This window comes from Dysgonomonas sp. UBA7630 (assembly GCF_002483985.1).
GTDB lineage: Bacteria > Bacteroidota > Bacteroidia > Bacteroidales > Dysgonomonadaceae > Dysgonomonas.
The window spans coordinates 86,721-104,427 of sequence record NZ_DLIY01000023.1 but is presented as its reverse complement, the minus strand read 5'-3'; the positions used below and the strand labels follow the sequence as shown (position 1 = coordinate 104,427).

The following is a 17,707-nucleotide window of genomic DNA, read 5'->3' as shown; positions in this document are numbered from 1 at the left end:
TAGTTATATAATAAGAATCCTTTCATCTTTGTAATGAAAGGATTTTTTTATTGATAATCTTTCTTGAAAGCTTAAATATATATTCTTTAGTTTCTACAAAAAAATAGAGGCTGATTACATTGTTTAATCAGCCTCTATATCGAAAAGACAATTTATTTAGTTTTATTTCGCTTCAATTGCATTATCCTTATTCTTTTCTTCTTTCTTGAAGATAGCCCAAGCTATTGGGGTAGCAACGAATACAGAAGAATATGTACCGATAATAATACCGATGAAGATCGCAAATGTGAAGCTTCTGATAGTATCACCACCTAATAAGAAGATACAGAATACAACCAACATAGAACTCAATGATGTATTCATCGTACGTCCTAATGTTGAGTTCAATGCCTCATTAATAGTTTCGGTTATATTGCGTTTTGGATACATGTTTCTGATCTCGCGGATACGGTCGAAGATTACAACCTTGTCATTGATAGAGTAACCTACTACTGTCAACACCGCAGCAATAAACGACTGGTCTATTTCCATCGAGAATGGCATTATCTTATATAGTAAAGAGTATAAGAAAATAACCAATACAGCATCGTGTGCTACTGCGAAGAATGTACCTGCCGAGAACGCTATGTTGCGGAAACGTATAAGGATATAGACAGCCATACATATTACGGCAATCACAACTGCGATTGTAGCAGCGGTCTTCAAGTCGTCGGCAACACTTGGCCCTACACGTTGAGAACTTTGTATATAGTTGTCGATTGTTGTATTTGGTGCCAAATATTCTTTCAATGCACTAGTCATTTTAGCTCTGATCTCTGTTTCTACAGCATCTGTTGCTTCTTCTACTTTGTAGTTTGTAGTAACACGCACCTGACTTGTTGTAGAAGATTGCGTTGCTGATCCACTAGTCAATACAAGAACCGTAGAACCTTGGAATTCTGGAACTAGTAGTTTTTCTATATCATCAGCATTTACATTCTTATCGAAACGGATCAAATAGTTTCGTCCACCTGTAAAGTCAATACCTCCGTTCAATCCATTGATAAATAATGAAGCCAATCCTGACACCAAAATGATGGCAGAGAAGATAACAACCTTTTTGGTCATTCCCAAGAAATTGATATTTGTATTCAAAAACAGTTTCTTAGAAAGAGATGTAGAGAATGTAAGATTTCTGAATTTACCTTTTTCGAGCATATATTCATAGAATATACGTGTCAGGAATACAGAAGTAAGGAACGAAGCAATGATACCAATTATCAACGTTGTAGCAAATCCTTGTATCGGACCTGTTCCGAAGTATGCAAGAATGATGGCTGTAATTACCTGAGACACGTGACCGTCGAAGATAGCAGAAAATGCATGTTTGTAACCGTCTACTACGGCAACTTTCACGTTTTTACCCGCTCTTAATTCTTCCCTTGTACGCTCATAAATCAATACGTTAGCATCCACAGCAAGCGCAAGTGCCAATACAAGCCCTGTTATACCCGGTAGTGTCATTACCGCTCCAAAAGCAGCTAGAATACCTATGGTGAAGAACAAGTTGACAATTAGCGCCGAGTTTGCGATTAACCCCGGTATCAATCCGTAAATAACGCAGATATAGATCATCAATAATACCAAGGCTAATAAGAATGAGAATATACCGGCAGTAATAGCTTCCTGTCCGAGAGATGGCCCTACAATATCTTCTTGTACGATATGTACACCTGCTTTCATCTTACCAGACTTAAGAACGTTCTCTAAGTCTTTTGCATCATCTACAGTAAAACGACCTGTGATCTGAGAACGGCCACCTTCAATTTTATTTTGAACGTTTGGTGCAGAATATACAGATCCATCAAGAACGATAGCGATGCTTCTTCCTTGCTCAGCTCCTGTAATAGTAGCCCAACGTTGTGCTCCTGTAGTATTCATCTGCATATCTACTTCCCATGCAGAACCGTGTTGAGATTGGTCAGCTTTAGCCGAGATCACAACATCTCCGTCAAGAGCCGGACCTTTTTTAATACCATCACCACGAAGAGAATATAGTGCGAATTGTGTTTCTTTTGCATCTTCAGCTTTGAAGCCCCAAGCAAATGTTAAGTCGCCAGGGTACAAATCTTGATATCTGTGTAAAATTCTATTTACGGCAGCTGTATCTGTTTTATTTACAAAACCGACGATAGCTCCACCTGCAAAGGTTGTAAAGTAGGAGCGAAGAGGTTTTGTAAATCCTAGATTATCGGTGCTTTCTACTTTTACAGAGTCTGTGGTCGCAGCAGCTAGAGAATCTGTAGCTACAGGTGCAGTAGTACCATTTGCAGCTAACACTTCTTTCGAACGCTGATCCATCAACTCAATATAGTTTTGGATTTCCTGTAGGTTGTATGTTTTCCAGAACTCAAGATTTGCGCTACCTTGCAATAGTTTCTTCACACGTTCAGGTTCTTTAACTCCCGGCAATTCGATTAGTATACGTTCTGCACGGTCTAGTTTCTGAATGTTAGGAGCAACTACCCCAAATCGGTCGATACGCGTACGCAACACATTGAATGAGTTATCAGCAACGCTTTGCAATTCTGTTCTTAAAACAGCTACTACTTTATTATCATCATCGGTAGGAGATACCTGATCTCTCAGTTTTGTACTGAATATCGATGCTAATTTGTTATTGCCGTTACTAGCTTTGAATTTATCAACAAAAATAGAGATATAGTCTCGGTTACTTCCTTTTCTGTTTTCGTCCGAAGCCTGTCCTAAAGCTGTTTGAAACGCCTCATTGTCGGGATCTCCAAGTGAACGAAGTACTGCGGCAGCGTCTACTTCCACAATAACACTCATACCACCTTTAAGGTCTAGCCCGAGGCCAATTTCTTTCTCACGGCATTCTTTCAGAGTATAGCCGATGCTATCTCCAATGCCAAGGATACCTTTAGGCCAAACTTTCTCTGTAGACATTGAGTCTATGTAGAAAGTATATTGCTTATTATACAACTCATCATAGAGTAGTTGATCGCCTTTTGCATGCTCCGTAGCGTATGCAGCTGCGTATTCTTCCGCTTTCTTATCGTAACTTCTTGTTACAAACGTAAAAGACAAGTAAAACAAACAAACTAATGTTAANNAGTATTGCAAAAGTAATTACAAAGCCTTTGTTTTGCATTTTGGATTTTACTTTTTGTTATTTAATTATATTATTTCTATTTTCTTCAAAATTAATAAAATACACATATATCCCGGACACCTCTTTTCAATAAAATGAGGCCTAATGGAGATATATGCACACTTTTAGGCGTGCAAATATAATCTTTTATTCTTTACAAATCATAATAAATATAAAGAAATTAGAGATTAAGCAAATATGCAAATCGGTAGATAATAGTTTTATACTCTATGCCGATAAACATACTCTTGCATTGATGTATTACTAATTTTCTTCCTGTTTTCTTATTTCCGCTCGTTTGATCTTTCCACTAATCGTTTTAGGTAGTTCTTCAACAAACTCGATAATACGAGGATATTTGTACGGAGCTGTAACCTTTTTTACGTGGTCTTGTATCTCACGCTTCAGGTGGTCATTGGCTTTGTTCTTATAGTCCATAGCTAATACAATGGTCGCTTTTACTACCTGTCCGCGTATTTCGTCCGGTACTCCGGTGATAGCACACTCTACAACAGCAGGATGTGTCATCAAAGCACTTTCTACTTCAAAAGGTCCGATACGGTATCCCGAACTTTTAATAACATCGTCTATGCGTCCTACAAACCAATAATAGCCATCTTCGTCGCGCCAAGCCATGTCTCCCGTATGGTATACATTATCATGATACACCTGTTTTGTTAGTGCCTCGTCACGATAATAACCCATAAATAGACCTAGTGGTTTCCATTTGTCGGTCTTAATAACAACTTCACCTACTTCGCCATCTTCTACCGAGCGACCGTCTGCTGCTATTAAGTCCATATCATACGCCGGATTGGGTACACCCATTGCTCCGGGTTTTGGTTCCATCCATGGGAAAGTAACAATAGTCGGCGTGGTTTCAGTTTGCCCGAAAGCCTCCATCATCTTTATTCCTGTACCTTTATAGAATGCCTCGAAAACAGATGGATTGAGAGCTTCACCTGCTGTAGTGGCGTACTCCAACGAAGATAAGTCGTAGTGAGACAGGTCTTCGCGAATCATAAAGCGGAATACTGTCGGAGGTGCGCAAAAAGAAGTGATTTTATGTTTCTCTATAAGGTGTAATACCAATTGAGGTGTAAATTTTTCATGATCAAATACCATTACAGCCGCACCGGCTATCCACTGTCCGTATAGTTTTCCCCAGACGGCTTTTGCCCATCCCGTATCGGCAACTGTAAGATGCAGGCTGTTTTCGTGCAGGTTGTGCCAATATTTAGCTGTTACAATATGCCCTAAAGGGTAAGCAAAATTGTGAATTACCATTTTCGGTTCTCCTGTTGTACCTGAAGTAAAATACAGCAGAGAAATATCATCATTGGTATTTACATGATCGGGACGTACAAAAGGCTTCGCTTCTTTTATTCCTTTATGGAAATCGTTCCATCCCGAAGGTATATTTTCCCCGCATGCAATAAGGCACTTCACTGTTGGCGACTCCGCCATTGCTTCATTTATGTGACTTATGACAGTTTCGTCATTTACACTCAGGATTGCTTTTATACTTGCCGCATTATTGCGATAAACGATGTCTTTTTTTGTTAATAGATGAGTCGCCGGAATCGCAACAGCGCCTATCTTGTGCAGAGCTATAACAGCAAACCAAAATTCGTAGCGTCGTTTCATGATAAGCATTACCATATCTCCATGTCCTATGCCTAACGACTGAAAATAAGCAGCTGTACGGTCGCTCTGTTCTTTGATGTCTGCAAATGTGAAATCGATGTGTTCTCCCTGGTCATTTCCCCAACAAATAGCTCTTTTGGTAGGGTTTATTCGTGCCCATTCATCAACTACATCATATCCAAAATTAAAATTATCAGGAATCTCAACGTGATAATGCTTTGCAAAATCTTCAGTTGAAGTAAAATGAATTTGTTTTACAAATTTTTCCAACATTATATAATGGTGATTAATCTTTTAGTAAATGAAAATACCAGCTTACAGCACAACAGCAATAAACTTCACTCGCTTTCCGTCCAAAGCTTTCATTCCATGGGGTAGGCTTGAATCGAAGTAGATACTATCACCTTCTTCCAATATCAAATCTTTCCCATTTATTTGTAAAAGCATCCGTCCTTCAAGGATAAGGTTAAACTCTTGCCCGGTATGTGTGCTATGATGTATCCTTACACTATCTTGCTTGGGTTCTACTGTGACTTCAAACACATCAGCCTTTCGATTGTTAAATCCACCGGCTAGCGTCTGATAGCTGTAATCTGAAACACGCTTCACAGCTAAACCTTTTCCCTTGCGCGTCAAAAAATAGCTGCTCATGCGAGGTTCGTCGGCAAACATCAGTACAGAAACATCTATATTATGTTTCGAAGCAATGTTTTTCAGTGTACTGATAGTCAAATCTTTTCTCCCTTCTTCATATTCGAGGTATACCACAGGATCGATACCACATGATGAAGCGAACTCTTCGGTCGTCATATCCAAAGCCTCACGGAGGCCTTTCAGACGCTGACCTATCTGCTTAATATCTTCATTCATACCTAAAATGTATTAAATTGATTCCTCTTTTTCGGGCTTATCCTTTCTTTCTTTTTGTGTTTCGGATATTAGTATTTGCATTGCTTTAGGGATGCCGGCTTTAAATTCAAGCAATTCCCCTGTTCTTGGATGTTTCAAAATTAGTCCCCCGGCATGAAGGGCAATTCTTTTGATCGGATTATTTGAAGCACCATATTTCTTATCGCCAACAATCGGATGTCCGATCTGTTGCATGTGTACTCTTACTTGATTTTTGCGTCGTGTTTCAAGGTCAAAATCCAATAATGAATAGCCACCTTTCGATTTTTGTGTCTTGTAATGAGTAACAGATTTCAGTCCTCCGTTATCGATAAGAGATGACATCATTACAAAGTTCTTGTTCTCGGTAAGCCACGATGTTACAGTTCCATTTTTAGGGTTCGGACGTCCTTCTACAATTGCCATGTATGAATACTTAGGTACAAGGTTGTCCCAGTTTTTCTGGAAAATATCCTGGAGCTCCATGTCTTTCGCAAAGATCATAAGTCCCGAAACTTCTCTGTCGAGGCGATGCAGAACATAAACACGTGCTTTTTTATCTTTTTTCTTTACGTATTCATTCAGAGAGTTATATACAGTGCGTGACTTTTCCTTATCTGTAGCTACAGATAGAAATCCTGCTTCTTTTTCGATGACGAGTAAGTCGTCGTCTTCAAATACAATCTTTAATCCCTTCAATCTCTTTTCTTTTCGAGACTGATCGTATTTCATAACAGAGACCTTATCTTTTGCCTTCAGTTCGAAATCGAATTGGGTGATAAGCTTTCCGTTTACTTTGATTTGTTTATGTGCAAGAAGCGATTTCACTGCGTTGCGGCTTTTACGTACTTCTTTTTGGACAAGGAAATCTAGCAATTGAGCCGGTTGATCAACTTTTATTTCCTGCAATACTTTATCTCTGGTTGTATTCCTCATTTCATTTATATATGAATATGAAACAAAGGTAAGCGTTTTTCTTTTAAGATAAACACAACATTAGATGTCGATTTACAAATATTAATTTAAATCATGGCTGCTTAAGGTTGGAGAATTTTAATGCATAGAGGCATAAAACACAGGATAATATCTTTCGCATGAAGCATGCTAGTGGAATTAACATTTATATTTTGTCTTTCAATATAATTTATCCTTACCTTTGCAGCACTTTGTTTCGTTTGTTAACGAATTAAAAGGGAATCAGGTGAAAATCCTGAACAGACCCGCTGCTGTAAGCTCTGTAAAGCTTGTGCAACATAGCCACTGTTATTCAAAATGGGAAGGCTGTACAAGTTGGAGTAAGTCAGAAGACCTGCAAAGTAATAGTTCGGACAGCTTTCGAGGAATAGAGCTTAAGAAACAGTGTTAAGATTATATAGTCTTTTCTTTGTTCTTATCGAAAGCATTTTATTGAATAATTTGTGAAGATGAGGACTTTTTTATTCTCCCTTATATTTTTATTTGTAGTAGGCTGTATGCATGTACAGGCTCAGATTAATGATAGTCTCAATGCAAAGAAACTGTCAGAGATAGAAATTTCTGCACAGATCAAACCTTCTGTCTCACGATCTACAACTCCACTTCAAGTGATTGATAATACAGAGATTGAACGAATAGGAATACTGTCCGTGTCTGATGCTGTACGTCGTTTTTCGGGAGTTACAGTAAAAGATTATGGAGGTATTGGAGGTATGAAGACTGTCTCAATAAGGGGGATGGGGGCACAACATACTGCAGTTAGTTATGATGGTGTTACGATGAGTAATGTTCAATCCGGACAGATTGATATCAGCCGTTTTTCGTTGGAAAATGTTTCCATGATAAGTCTCTCCATTGGTCAATCTGACGATATATTCCAATCTGCACGATCATATGCATCAGCCGGCTTATTAGAGGTAATAACATCAAACCCTGCCTTTAAGAATAAATCATATAATGGAAATATACAAGTTAAAGCTGGTTCTTATGGGCTTTTCAATCCTACTGTCTATTATGCACACCGACTGAATAAGAAATTCTCTCTTTCGTTAAATACAGGATGGGAAAGAGCAGACGGAAGATATAAATTTACATTTAAGAATGCCGACCAGACAGAAGAACGTAAGCGTAGAAATTCGGATGTCAATATCTGGCGTACAGAATTAAACCTTTATGGGAGTATGGGTAAAGCTGGCGAGCTGAAATTTAAGGTAAATTATTATGATTCGGAGAGAGGTTTGCCGGGTTCTGTAATTTTCTACAGAGACGACAATGAAGAAAGAGTCTGGAACAAGGATTTGTTCTCCCAGCTATATTACAAAAATAAAGTTAATGATAAAATAAGTATAAAAGGACAATTAAAATTTAGCCGCAACCATTATAAATATCTGTCAATAACCAATAATACAGCAGAAAACAAACAAGAAGACCGCATCACTCAGTATGAATACTATGCATCAGCAGGTATGATATGCAAACCTCTTAAATATCTATCTATAAGTTTATTTGAAGATATATTTCAGAATAGATTGAACAGTAATTTTGAAGATGTAGACAAGCCGAAGAGAATTTCATCACTCACAGCTTTGGCTGCTCAATTTACTAATAAATATCTAACCGTAACCGGAAGCCTTTTGGCTACTTATGTTGATGAAAGTCTTCAAACGGGAGAGTCACCTGAAGATAAGAAAAAGATAACGCCATCTATAAGTGTATCATACTTACCTTTCGAAGAAGCCAATTTAAGACTTCGTGCATCTTATAAAAAGATATTCAGAGTGCCAACTTTTGATGATATGTATTACATACGCATGGGCAATATAAATCTAAAACCGGAATATGCTACACAATACAATATAGGATTGACTTGGACAAAAAAAATATCTGAGACCATTGACTTTATGAGTGTATCTTTAGATGGTTACAGAAATAAAGTAGATGATAAAATTGTGCCTTTTCCTACAATGAATATTTTTAAGATGCGCAATTATGGAAAGGTAGATATGACTGGGGTGGATCTGAATACGCGTCTCCATGCATTGTTAACATCTCAAATATCATTAAATATCACAGGTAATTATAGTTATCAGAGAGTTATAGATGTAACAGATAAAAATAGTAAAAACTATAAAGATCAAATCCCTTACACACCGCGTCATTATGGTTCGGCATCGGTAAGTTTAGAAAACCCTTGGTTAAATTTTGCCTATACTGTAATTATATCAGGCAAACGTTACGCTCTTGATCAGAATATACCAAAAAATGAGATAGAATCATATACAGATCATAGTATTTCACTAAATAAGTCTTTTATATTAAATAATAATAGCTTACGCCTCCAACTCAATTTAATTAATCTGACAAACAAGAATTATCAAATTGTACAATATTATCCTATGCCGGGACGATCTTTTACAATATCAGCTAATTATAATTTTTAAATATTTATTCATATGAAAATAAATAAAATTTTTTACGCATTTCTCTTTGTAGCATTAGTTTTAGGATTCGCATCATGTAGTGATGACGAAGGCTATCCTGTTGTTGAACCACCTATTGTTGAGCCACCTGTTGTTGAACCACCTTTGGTAGGAACAGGATCATATATATTAAATAGTGGAAAAAGCGGAAGTAATAACGCAAATATTGCTTATTACGACTATGAAACAGGAAAGGTTACTTACAATGTCTTCGAATCAATAAATAGTAAAGGACTGGGAGATACTGGACAAGATATAATAACTTACGGAGATAGAACTTATATAGCAGTATCAGGATCTGCTGTTATTTATGTTTTGGACAAAACGGGTAAAATATTAAGTACTATAGAATCTACTAAAGAAGGAAAAAAGCAACAGCCGAGAAATCTTACAGCTTATGATGGTAAAGTATATGTCACATATTTTGATGGGTATTTGGCTAAAATAAATCCGAATACTTTAAAAATTGAAGCTGAGGTAAAAGTTGGCCGTAACCCTGAATATGTACGAGCATCCAAAGGAAAATTATATGTTGCAAATTCAGGAGGGTTAGACTATAATACAGCTATTGGTTATGATAAAACAGTTTCGGTTGTAGATGTAGCGACTTTTACAGAGCTTAAGAAGCTGGATGTTGTTATAAATCCTGATAAAATGGTTGTAGATAGTCAAGGGGATATCTATGTAATATCAAATGGAAATTATAATGATGTACCAAATACATTGCAACGAATAGATGCAGATACACAAGAAGTAACTCAGGTAGGAAATGCTACATGGATGACAATATGTAACGATAATATATACATTATATATTCTCAATACGATGCCAATTGGAATCAGATTATAACATATAGCGTATACGATGCTAAAGCAGAAAAGGTATTGACTAACAATTTTATTACTGATGGTACTGTATTGAACAAACCATATAGTATATCATCTGATCCTGTGAAGAAATATATCTTTATAGGTACATCAGACTATAAGACCGATGGAGATATGTATGTTTTCAATACAGATGGTAAATTAATTAAAACATTTGACACAAAAGGTTTAAATCCGATTGCAGCATATCCTACAGTCAAATAAGCGAAGTTCATACAAACTCATAGTTATATTTCTATGAGTTTGTATGATTAATAACTACAAATCAAATTAAAAATTTAGTAAATCAGAAGATCACTCAATTTGAACGGAATTATATTCTTATTAAAATAAAATATTGTATTTACTAAAAAATTTAAATTATGAAAAAGTATTTATTGTTAATCCTTAGTCTATCGTTTCTTATTTTTTCCTGTGAAGATCACTATGAAAAGAATAAAGAAGCAGGTTATTCAATGGCAAATAACGAAGTAGTTTTAAAAGAAAGAGACCATAATATTCCATGGGTTCGTTCTGAGTATCAGTCAAAATTTTCTTCCGTAACTAACACCACAAAAACCGGAGTTATAGGTATTCCTCAAGTGAAATACTTNNGGAATAATTATTATCCTATTGAAGATTCAAGAAATCTTGGTTATTCAGTTATCGATTTTGATAAATTTTACAAAGACTATCGTTCGTACTGTAATTTCTGGAAAAATAATACAAGTGATGGTTCATATTTTTCATATGCTAACTTTGATAGATATACCTCTAATTCAACAATAACTAAAAATATAGGTGGAGGGTTTAAGCTTGATGTTGGAATTTTCTCTATTGGAAGTAAAAGTAATAAAAAAGAAGTATTTACGAAATCACTTGTGGAAAATACAGATGCAGTTTTTGGTGAAGTTAATATCGTTGTAAGAGATTCTTGTTTTGAATTGCAAACCAGTTCAAACATATTAGAAAAGATTAAAGAGAATTATTTGTCTAAGGATTTCAAAGAAGAATTATATAGGACACACCCAAGTGAATTTTTTTCCAATTATGGAGGGTTTGTTTTGGCCAGCTTTGTTACTGGAGGGAAAGCATCTGCTCAATATGTGGGTTTATATAAAAAAACAGAAACCAGTGAGACAAAAGAAAAAAATATGAACCTCGAAATGGATGCTTCATATAAATTTAAGGGGGCCAAGGAAAATAGTTCTGCAGAATTGAACTTTGGAAGAAATAATAACAGTAGTACATCCGTTACTAATGAATTCAGTTCTATTAAAATGTCTATTAAAACAATCGGAGGTTCTCCTGATTTTGCTTCTTTTTCTATAGCCAAAGAGGTTAAAAATACTAATTTAGACCTCTCTAGATGGGTCAGCTCTTTGAATGATAAAAGCACTCATAGTATTATTGAATTGGGAGATGGCGGATTAATTCCTATTACAGAGTTTATTCCGGAGTTCAACCTTAGAAAAATAATGAAAGGGTATATCGCTAGGGGAGTTAATAAAATAGAAAGATTACAAGAACCTTATATAAAAATTGAGCTTGGATATATATATAGTCCGATTGCTCGAGATGCACTTGTTAATCTATATACTCGGTTTGGAGATATAATCTGTTTAAAGATAAATACAATATACCCTGGTGAATTCGACCAATATGCAACACAAGAAGCAAAAAGATATAGTGCTATGTTTGGTTTGAAAATGATAAAAAATACTAATACCTCAACAAGTCNNAGAAATAATAGGATATGGTGGAACAACTATATTTAAAGAAGATTTATTAAAGAAATTTACGTATAATGGTGTTATATATATAGTATCTGATTATGATCCTCAAACAGATCGGAATGACGAGGACTGCGAATTCTGTGGTAGATTTGCGTTTTCTATACATGATGATAAGATATTAGACGAATATGGAATACGAGCATTAGTTAACCGTTTACCTCCAACTAATATCAGTATAGAAACACTTCTAAGGAAGTATCGTATTATGGCTTTATAGTAAAAGCCTTATAAATAATAAAACAACAAATGAAATCATTCAATATCACGCTACTTTTCACTATCATTCTTGTCTTGACGGGCTGTAACAAACAAAAGCCTGTCGGACAAGATGAGAGTGCTCTTCATAAACAGGCGGACTCTGTTTATACAGTGCATTATGCCAAAGGGTTTCAAGTGAAAAAGTATAATGATTATACCCTTGTTACTGTACGTGACCCGTGGGACACTACTCGGTTGTTACATACCTATGTGCTTGTAGACCGAACAAAAGAATTGCCAGCAAATTTGCCGAAGGGTGTCGTTGTAAAAATTCCACTTCAGAATGTAGCTACCTATTCTACTATCCATTGTTCATCTTTGAATGAATTGGGGCAAATAGATATTATAAAAGGAGTTTGTGAACCTCAGTATATAAAATTGGATGTAATTCAACAGCGTGTAAAAAATGGCGAAATAGAAAATTTGGGAATGGCTAGTAAGCCCGATGTAGAGAAAATAATCATGTTGAATCCCGATGCTATTTTTGCAACCCCAATACAAGGCTGGACATACGGCAATGTAGAGAAAACAAATATCCCCATGCTCGAAACTGTAGACTATACAGAATCTCATCCACTGGGACGCGCTGAATGGATTCGTTTTTATTCTTTATTCACAGGAAAAGAACACTATGCCGACTCTCTGTTTGCTATTACAGAGAAAAACTATAAAGAAGTGAAAGAGATAGTAGCCAATGTAACTAAGAGANNAGTCGGTACTCCCGGATATACCTTATCAAGGAAAATGGAATATGCCGGGTGGCAGAAGCTTTATGTCCAATATGTTGTTTGATGCAGGGGCAATATATCCATGGAATGAGGACAAATCAACATCATATATGCCTCTTAACTTCGAAATAGTTTTTGACAAGGCAGGAGAGGCTGACATCTGGATTATCAAGTACAATACCCCATCGGATATGACTTATGCAAGTCTTGAGAAAGAATATAAGCCATATTCCTACTTTAAAGCATTCAAAAGTAAAAACATATATGGATGCAACACCGCTTATAGCAGTTATTACGAAGATCTGCCTATACATCCCGACTATATCTTAAAAGATATGGCCTATGTATTTCATCCGGATCTCTTCCCTGACTATAAGCCGAAATACTATAAACGGATTAGTGAATGATTATTTATATATAGGTAAGCAAAAGGCGTTGGAATCTTAACTGATCCGGCGCCTTTTCTATATTTACTCTCCTTATAATCTTATTTAATAGAACGCAACAACATGCTTATATAGTTGGGAATACTAATTGTTTAGAATGCAAACGTTTGCATTCTTTTTTATGCAAGTAGTTTATTCAGGATAATAACTGTCGGATCAAAAACCATAGATTTGTGATACGGAAGGCTATTGTGCCAAAATAACCTAATACACTTATTCGTATCATGAAATTATTAAGATTCTTTTTCCCTCTAGTACTATGCATGTTTTTATCATGCAGTGATAATGGTCCCAACAATCCTGATATACCCGAAGTCCCTGTAACGCCAACAATAGGCAGTCTTAGAGATGGTATTACTGTTATCAGTGACGACTCATTGGCTTTTGTTCTTTTTGCTCCTAAAAAACAAACGGTTCACCTTATCGGAGACTTCAATAATTGGACGGTTTCGGAGAGCTATAAGATGAAAAAAGACGGGGATCGTTTCTGGATAAAAATAGGCAATCTCCAAAAAGGGAAGGAGTATATATGTCAATACTTCATAGATAATTCGATAAGGATAGCAGACCCCTATACATCTAAAGTTTCTGATCCGGATAATGATCGTTATATCTCTAATAATGTATATCCTAATTTGATACAATACCCTACGGGAAAGACTTCCGAGATAGCTATGGTAGTAAATACAGCTCCGGCTTCTTATTCTTGGAAAGTAAATACTTTTAGAGTTGATAAGCCGGATAACATGGTTATCTACGAGATACTTATTCGTGATTTTACAGAGCAGGGAACGATTAAGGCTGTGCAAGAAAAAATAAGCTACCTTAAAAATCTTGGAGTAAATGCTATAGAGCTAATGCCATTCAATGAATTTGAGGGTAATAATAGTTGGGGGTATAACCCGTCGTTCTATTTTGCTACAGACAAAGCATACGGTACACCTAACGACTATAAAGCATTTATTGACGCATGCCACTCTAATGGAATTGCTGTGATAATGGATATGGTACTAAATCATAGCTATGGACAAAGCCCGATGGTGAGAATGTATCAGGGTAGCGATAAAAATCCTACAGCCGATAATCCTTGGTACAATAAAATATCCCCTAACTCCAGTTATTCTTGGGGATATGATTTCAATCACGAGAGTAAATATACCCAGGCATTTGTAGACAGTGTTTGTGCATATTGGATGAAAGAATACAAAGTAGATGGATTTCGTTTCGACTTTACAAAAGGTTTTACCAATACAAAAAGTGATGGGTGGAGTAAAGACGACAGTCGTATAGCGATACTTAAAAGAATGGCTTCCGAAATTTGGAAACGGAAATCTGATGCAATTGTCATTTTTGAGCATCTAACAGCCAATGATGAAGAAAAAATACTGGCAGACTATGGAGTTAAACTATGGGGTAATATGAATTATAACTTCAATGAGGCAACGATGGGTTGGGGGGCTGAAGCCGGAGACAATGGACTAAAAGGTGATGTTTCATGGGCTTCATATAAGAAAAGAGAATGGACGAAACCAAATTTGGTAGCTTATATGGAAAGTCATGATGAAGAAAGAATTATGTTCAAAAATAACTCATACGGAAAAAGCTATGGTGATTACAATGTGAAAAATTTAGCAACAGGATTAAAACGAACAGAAGCGGCAGCAGTTATTTTGATGTCATTACCTGGACCTAAAATGATCTGGCAGTTCGGAGAGCTGGGCTACGATGAGGAATTAAATAATGACCGCTTAGGAGAAAAGCCTCCTCATTGGGAATACTATGATGTACCTGCAAGAAAAAACCTCTACGATGTGTTTGCTAAAATGAACAAACTTCGTAATACGAATACTACCTTTTATACGAGTGACTATACTATTGATTTAGCAAATCAGTATAAACAAGTATTATTGAAATCATCAACAGAGTCTATCTGTGCCATAGCTAACTTCGATGTCACAGAATTAACTCAAAAGGTTAATTTCGGAAAAACAGGTAACTGGCAGGATTATTTTACGGGTAACCAACTAAATGTATCCGATAATTCTATAGATATTACACTTCAACCGGGAGAATATCGGTTGTATATAAGCAAATAAAAATACAAATAGGACTTTAAAAACTACGTATTACTTTAGGTGTTTTTACAATAACCTTTGGCCTTGGTCAAAGGTTATTTCTATTTAATGCGATATATCATTTACAACTCCCATCGAAAATTGATATATTTGTCAAAAATAAATGCTATTGATATGAAAAATGTTTTAGGATTGCTGCTTGCTTGTTTTGTCTTAACAACAGCAAGTGCGCAACGTTTAGACCTTATGGATATTAATGCGGGTAAATATTCTGCTCGCGGTGTTCAGCCTGTTGTTTCTTCTGCCGATGGGGAATCTTATTTTCAGGCAGATAATAAAAATACAATGATCATTAAGTATTCGTACAAAACAGGTTTGCCTACCGATACTCTGTTTAATGTTAATAAGGCACGTGAATGTACGTTCAGCTCATTTCAAGGATTTATAATCAGCCCCGATGAGAAACGTCTGGTTGTGTATAACGATTACGAACCGATCTATCGTCATTCATTCAAAGCAAATTACTATTATTACGATATTAGACGAAATTTAGTCCGAAAACTGACTGAAAATAAAGAAAAGCAATCAATCCCGACTTTTTCTAAAGATGGAAGAATGTTGGCTTATGTTATCGACAACAATATCTGGCTAGTTAAGTTTGATTATGATACAGAATCTCAAATAACAAAAGATGGAGCATTGGGTAAAATAATCAATGGGGGAACAGATTGGGTATATGAAGAAGAGTTTGCAACGACCAGTATTATGGATTTTTCTGAAGACGGGCGTTTGTTGGCATTTGTAAGATTCGACGAAACAAATGTGCCTGAGTATTCGATGCAGATGTATGAAAACAATCTTTACCCGACTTCATTTTCGTTCAAGTATCCGAAGGCCGGAGAACAAAATTCGAAAGTAACATGCAACGTATTCGATATTGACTCGAAGACAATACGGAAAATGAATATACCTGATAATGTTGAGTATATCCCTCGTATACAGTTTTTACCTACCGGAGACGATTTAGCAATAATGACATTGAACAGAGAACAGAATAAATTTGATCTGTTTCTTGCAAATGCACGCTCATCGGTATGCCGCTCTATCCTTCATGAAGAAAACAGCAGATATATAGACTCTGAATTGTTAAACTATATATACTTCTTTGGCAATCAGTTTGTGTATGTTAGCGAAAAGGATGGATATTCTCATATATATCTTTATGATAAGAATGGTGCTCAGCAAAAGAAATTGACTTCCGGAAACTATGATGTAACAAGTCTATTGGCTGTTGACCCGGTTTCTAAAACTGTTTTTTATGAAGCTGCAGAAGACAGCCCTCTCCAAAGAGCAATCTACAAGGTGGATATGGTGAAAGGAATAAAAACCAAATTATCTACAAAGCAAGGAACTAATGGTGCGACATTCAGTAAAAATGGGAAATATTACATCAATAGTTATACAAATATCTCAATACCTCGGATTGTTACCGTGCACGACGCTACAGGAAAGGAACTTCGAGTATTGGAAGATAATGCTAAATTGAAAAATACATTAGCCGGACTCAATCTACCTAAAAAGGAGTTTATTACTGTAAAAGCGGCTGACGGACAAGACCTGAATGCGTATATAATGAAACCGGTGGACTTCAATCCATCACGCAAGTACCCGTTGGTAATGGTGCAGTATAGTGGTCCGAATTCGCAACAGGTAGCCGATAAGTACGGTGTTGACTGGACAGATTACCTGACTACCCAAGGATTTATTGTTGCTTGTGTTGACGGACGTGGAACTGCTGCCAGAGGGGAAGACTTTCGCAAGTGTACATATATGAATCTCGGTATTTACGAGTCGGACGATCAAGCAGCTGCGGCAAGACATTTTGCTTCTTTACCTTATATAGATGGAAGCAAAATCGCTATTTGGGGATGGAGTTATGGTGGATACAATGTCCTAATGAGTATGAGCCGGGGGAATGGCGTATTCAAAGCCGGAGTTGCCATTGCTCCTGTTACCGATTGGAAGTTTTATGACTCTGTATATGCAGAGCGTTTTATGCGTACTCCACAGCAAAATGCAGCCGGATATCAATCAGGCTCTCCGATTTTGCTAGCTAACAAATTAGAGGGAAATTTATTATTAATTCACGGTTCTGCCGATGATAATGTGCATTTTCAAAATACGATGGATTATGCTGCGGCATTAGTCAAAGCCAACAAGCAATTCGATATGTTTGTGTTCACGGATAAAGATCACTCGATACGAGGTGCTGCCAACAGAACTTATTTATACGAAAAGGTTATTAAGTTCCTAAAAACAAATATGTAAATAAGACCTTTCATTTATATACAAAAGGAATGCTAACGTTAGCATTCCTTTTTGTTTCTTTATCAACC

Annotated in this window: 10 protein-coding genes, 1 pseudogene and 1 riboswitch; of the genes and pseudogenes, 7 read left to right on the top strand and 4 right to left on the bottom strand. The window is 36.3% G+C overall.

The annotated features are described in order from the left end of the window. Nucleotides 1-162: 162 nt before the first annotated feature. The 4 genes and pseudogenes from secDF to B3P17_RS10315 form a co-directional block, all read right to left on the bottom strand. Nucleotides 163-3,151 (bottom strand): annotated as a pseudogene (secDF, locus tag B3P17_RS10330) (protein translocase subunit SecDF). A 264-nt stretch (nt 3,152-3,415) separates the two neighbouring features. Then, complete coding sequence (locus B3P17_RS10325; RefSeq protein WP_252638123.1) at nt 3,416-5,071, bottom strand: AMP-binding protein; 1,656 nt, start codon at nt 5,069-5,071, stop codon at nt 3,416-3,418. 42 nt (nt 5,072-5,113) lie between these two features. Then, nucleotides 5,114-5,668: a helix-turn-helix domain-containing protein gene (locus B3P17_RS10320; protein ID WP_006842856.1), complete on the bottom strand. Its 555-nt coding sequence runs from the start codon at nt 5,666-5,668 to the stop codon at nt 5,114-5,116. A gap of 12 nt (nt 5,669-5,680) precedes the next feature. After that, entirely contained in the window at nt 5,681-6,622 is a 942-nt protein-coding gene (locus B3P17_RS10315) for an RluA family pseudouridine synthase (protein WP_252638122.1), read from the bottom strand. 213 nt (nt 6,623-6,835) lie between these two features. Beyond that, nucleotides 6,836-7,017, top strand: a riboswitch (cobalamin riboswitch). Nucleotides 7,018-7,110: 93 nt separating this feature from the next. Between B3P17_RS10315 and B3P17_RS10310 the strand changes: the two genes are divergently transcribed. The 7 genes from B3P17_RS10310 to B3P17_RS10285 all read left to right on the top strand — a co-directional run bounded on the left by B3P17_RS10310 (nt 7,111) and on the right by B3P17_RS10285 (nt 17,639). Continuing rightward, on the top strand, nt 7,111-9,102 hold the full coding sequence (locus B3P17_RS10310) for a TonB-dependent receptor plug domain-containing protein (protein ID WP_252638121.1): 1,992 nt from the start codon (nt 7,111-7,113) through the stop codon (nt 9,100-9,102). Nucleotides 9,103-9,114: 12 nt separating this feature from the next. Further along, a complete protein-coding gene (locus tag B3P17_RS10305; RefSeq protein ID WP_252638119.1) occupies nt 9,115-10,233 on the top strand; it encodes a DUF5074 domain-containing protein in 1,119 nt (372 codons plus the stop codon). Between the two features lie 158 nt (nt 10,234-10,391). Beyond that, the gene (locus B3P17_RS10300; protein ID WP_291105378.1) at nt 10,392-11,786 is read left to right on the top strand and encodes an MAC/perforin domain-containing protein; all 1,395 of its coding nucleotides are present in this window, start codon (nt 10,392-10,394) and stop codon (nt 11,784-11,786) included. Then, a complete protein-coding gene (locus B3P17_RS15895; RefSeq protein WP_414647339.1) occupies nt 11,728-12,021 on the top strand; it encodes a hypothetical protein in 294 nt (97 codons plus the stop codon). The genes B3P17_RS10300 and B3P17_RS15895 overlap by 59 nt, the downstream gene beginning before the upstream one ends. A 792-nt stretch (nt 12,022-12,813) precedes the next feature. After that, entirely contained in the window at nt 12,814-13,197 is a 384-nt protein-coding gene (locus B3P17_RS10295) for a hypothetical protein (protein WP_291105376.1), read from the top strand. 263 nt (nt 13,198-13,460) lie between these two features. Beyond that, on the top strand, nt 13,461-15,332 hold the full coding sequence (locus tag B3P17_RS10290) for an alpha-amylase family glycosyl hydrolase (protein WP_291105374.1): 1,872 nt from the start codon (nt 13,461-13,463) through the stop codon (nt 15,330-15,332). A 153-nt stretch (nt 15,333-15,485) separates the two neighbouring features. Beyond that, complete coding sequence (locus tag B3P17_RS10285; protein ID WP_252638114.1) at nt 15,486-17,639, top strand: S9 family peptidase; 2,154 nt, start codon at nt 15,486-15,488, stop codon at nt 17,637-17,639. Nucleotides 17,640-17,707: the final 68 nt, after the last annotated feature.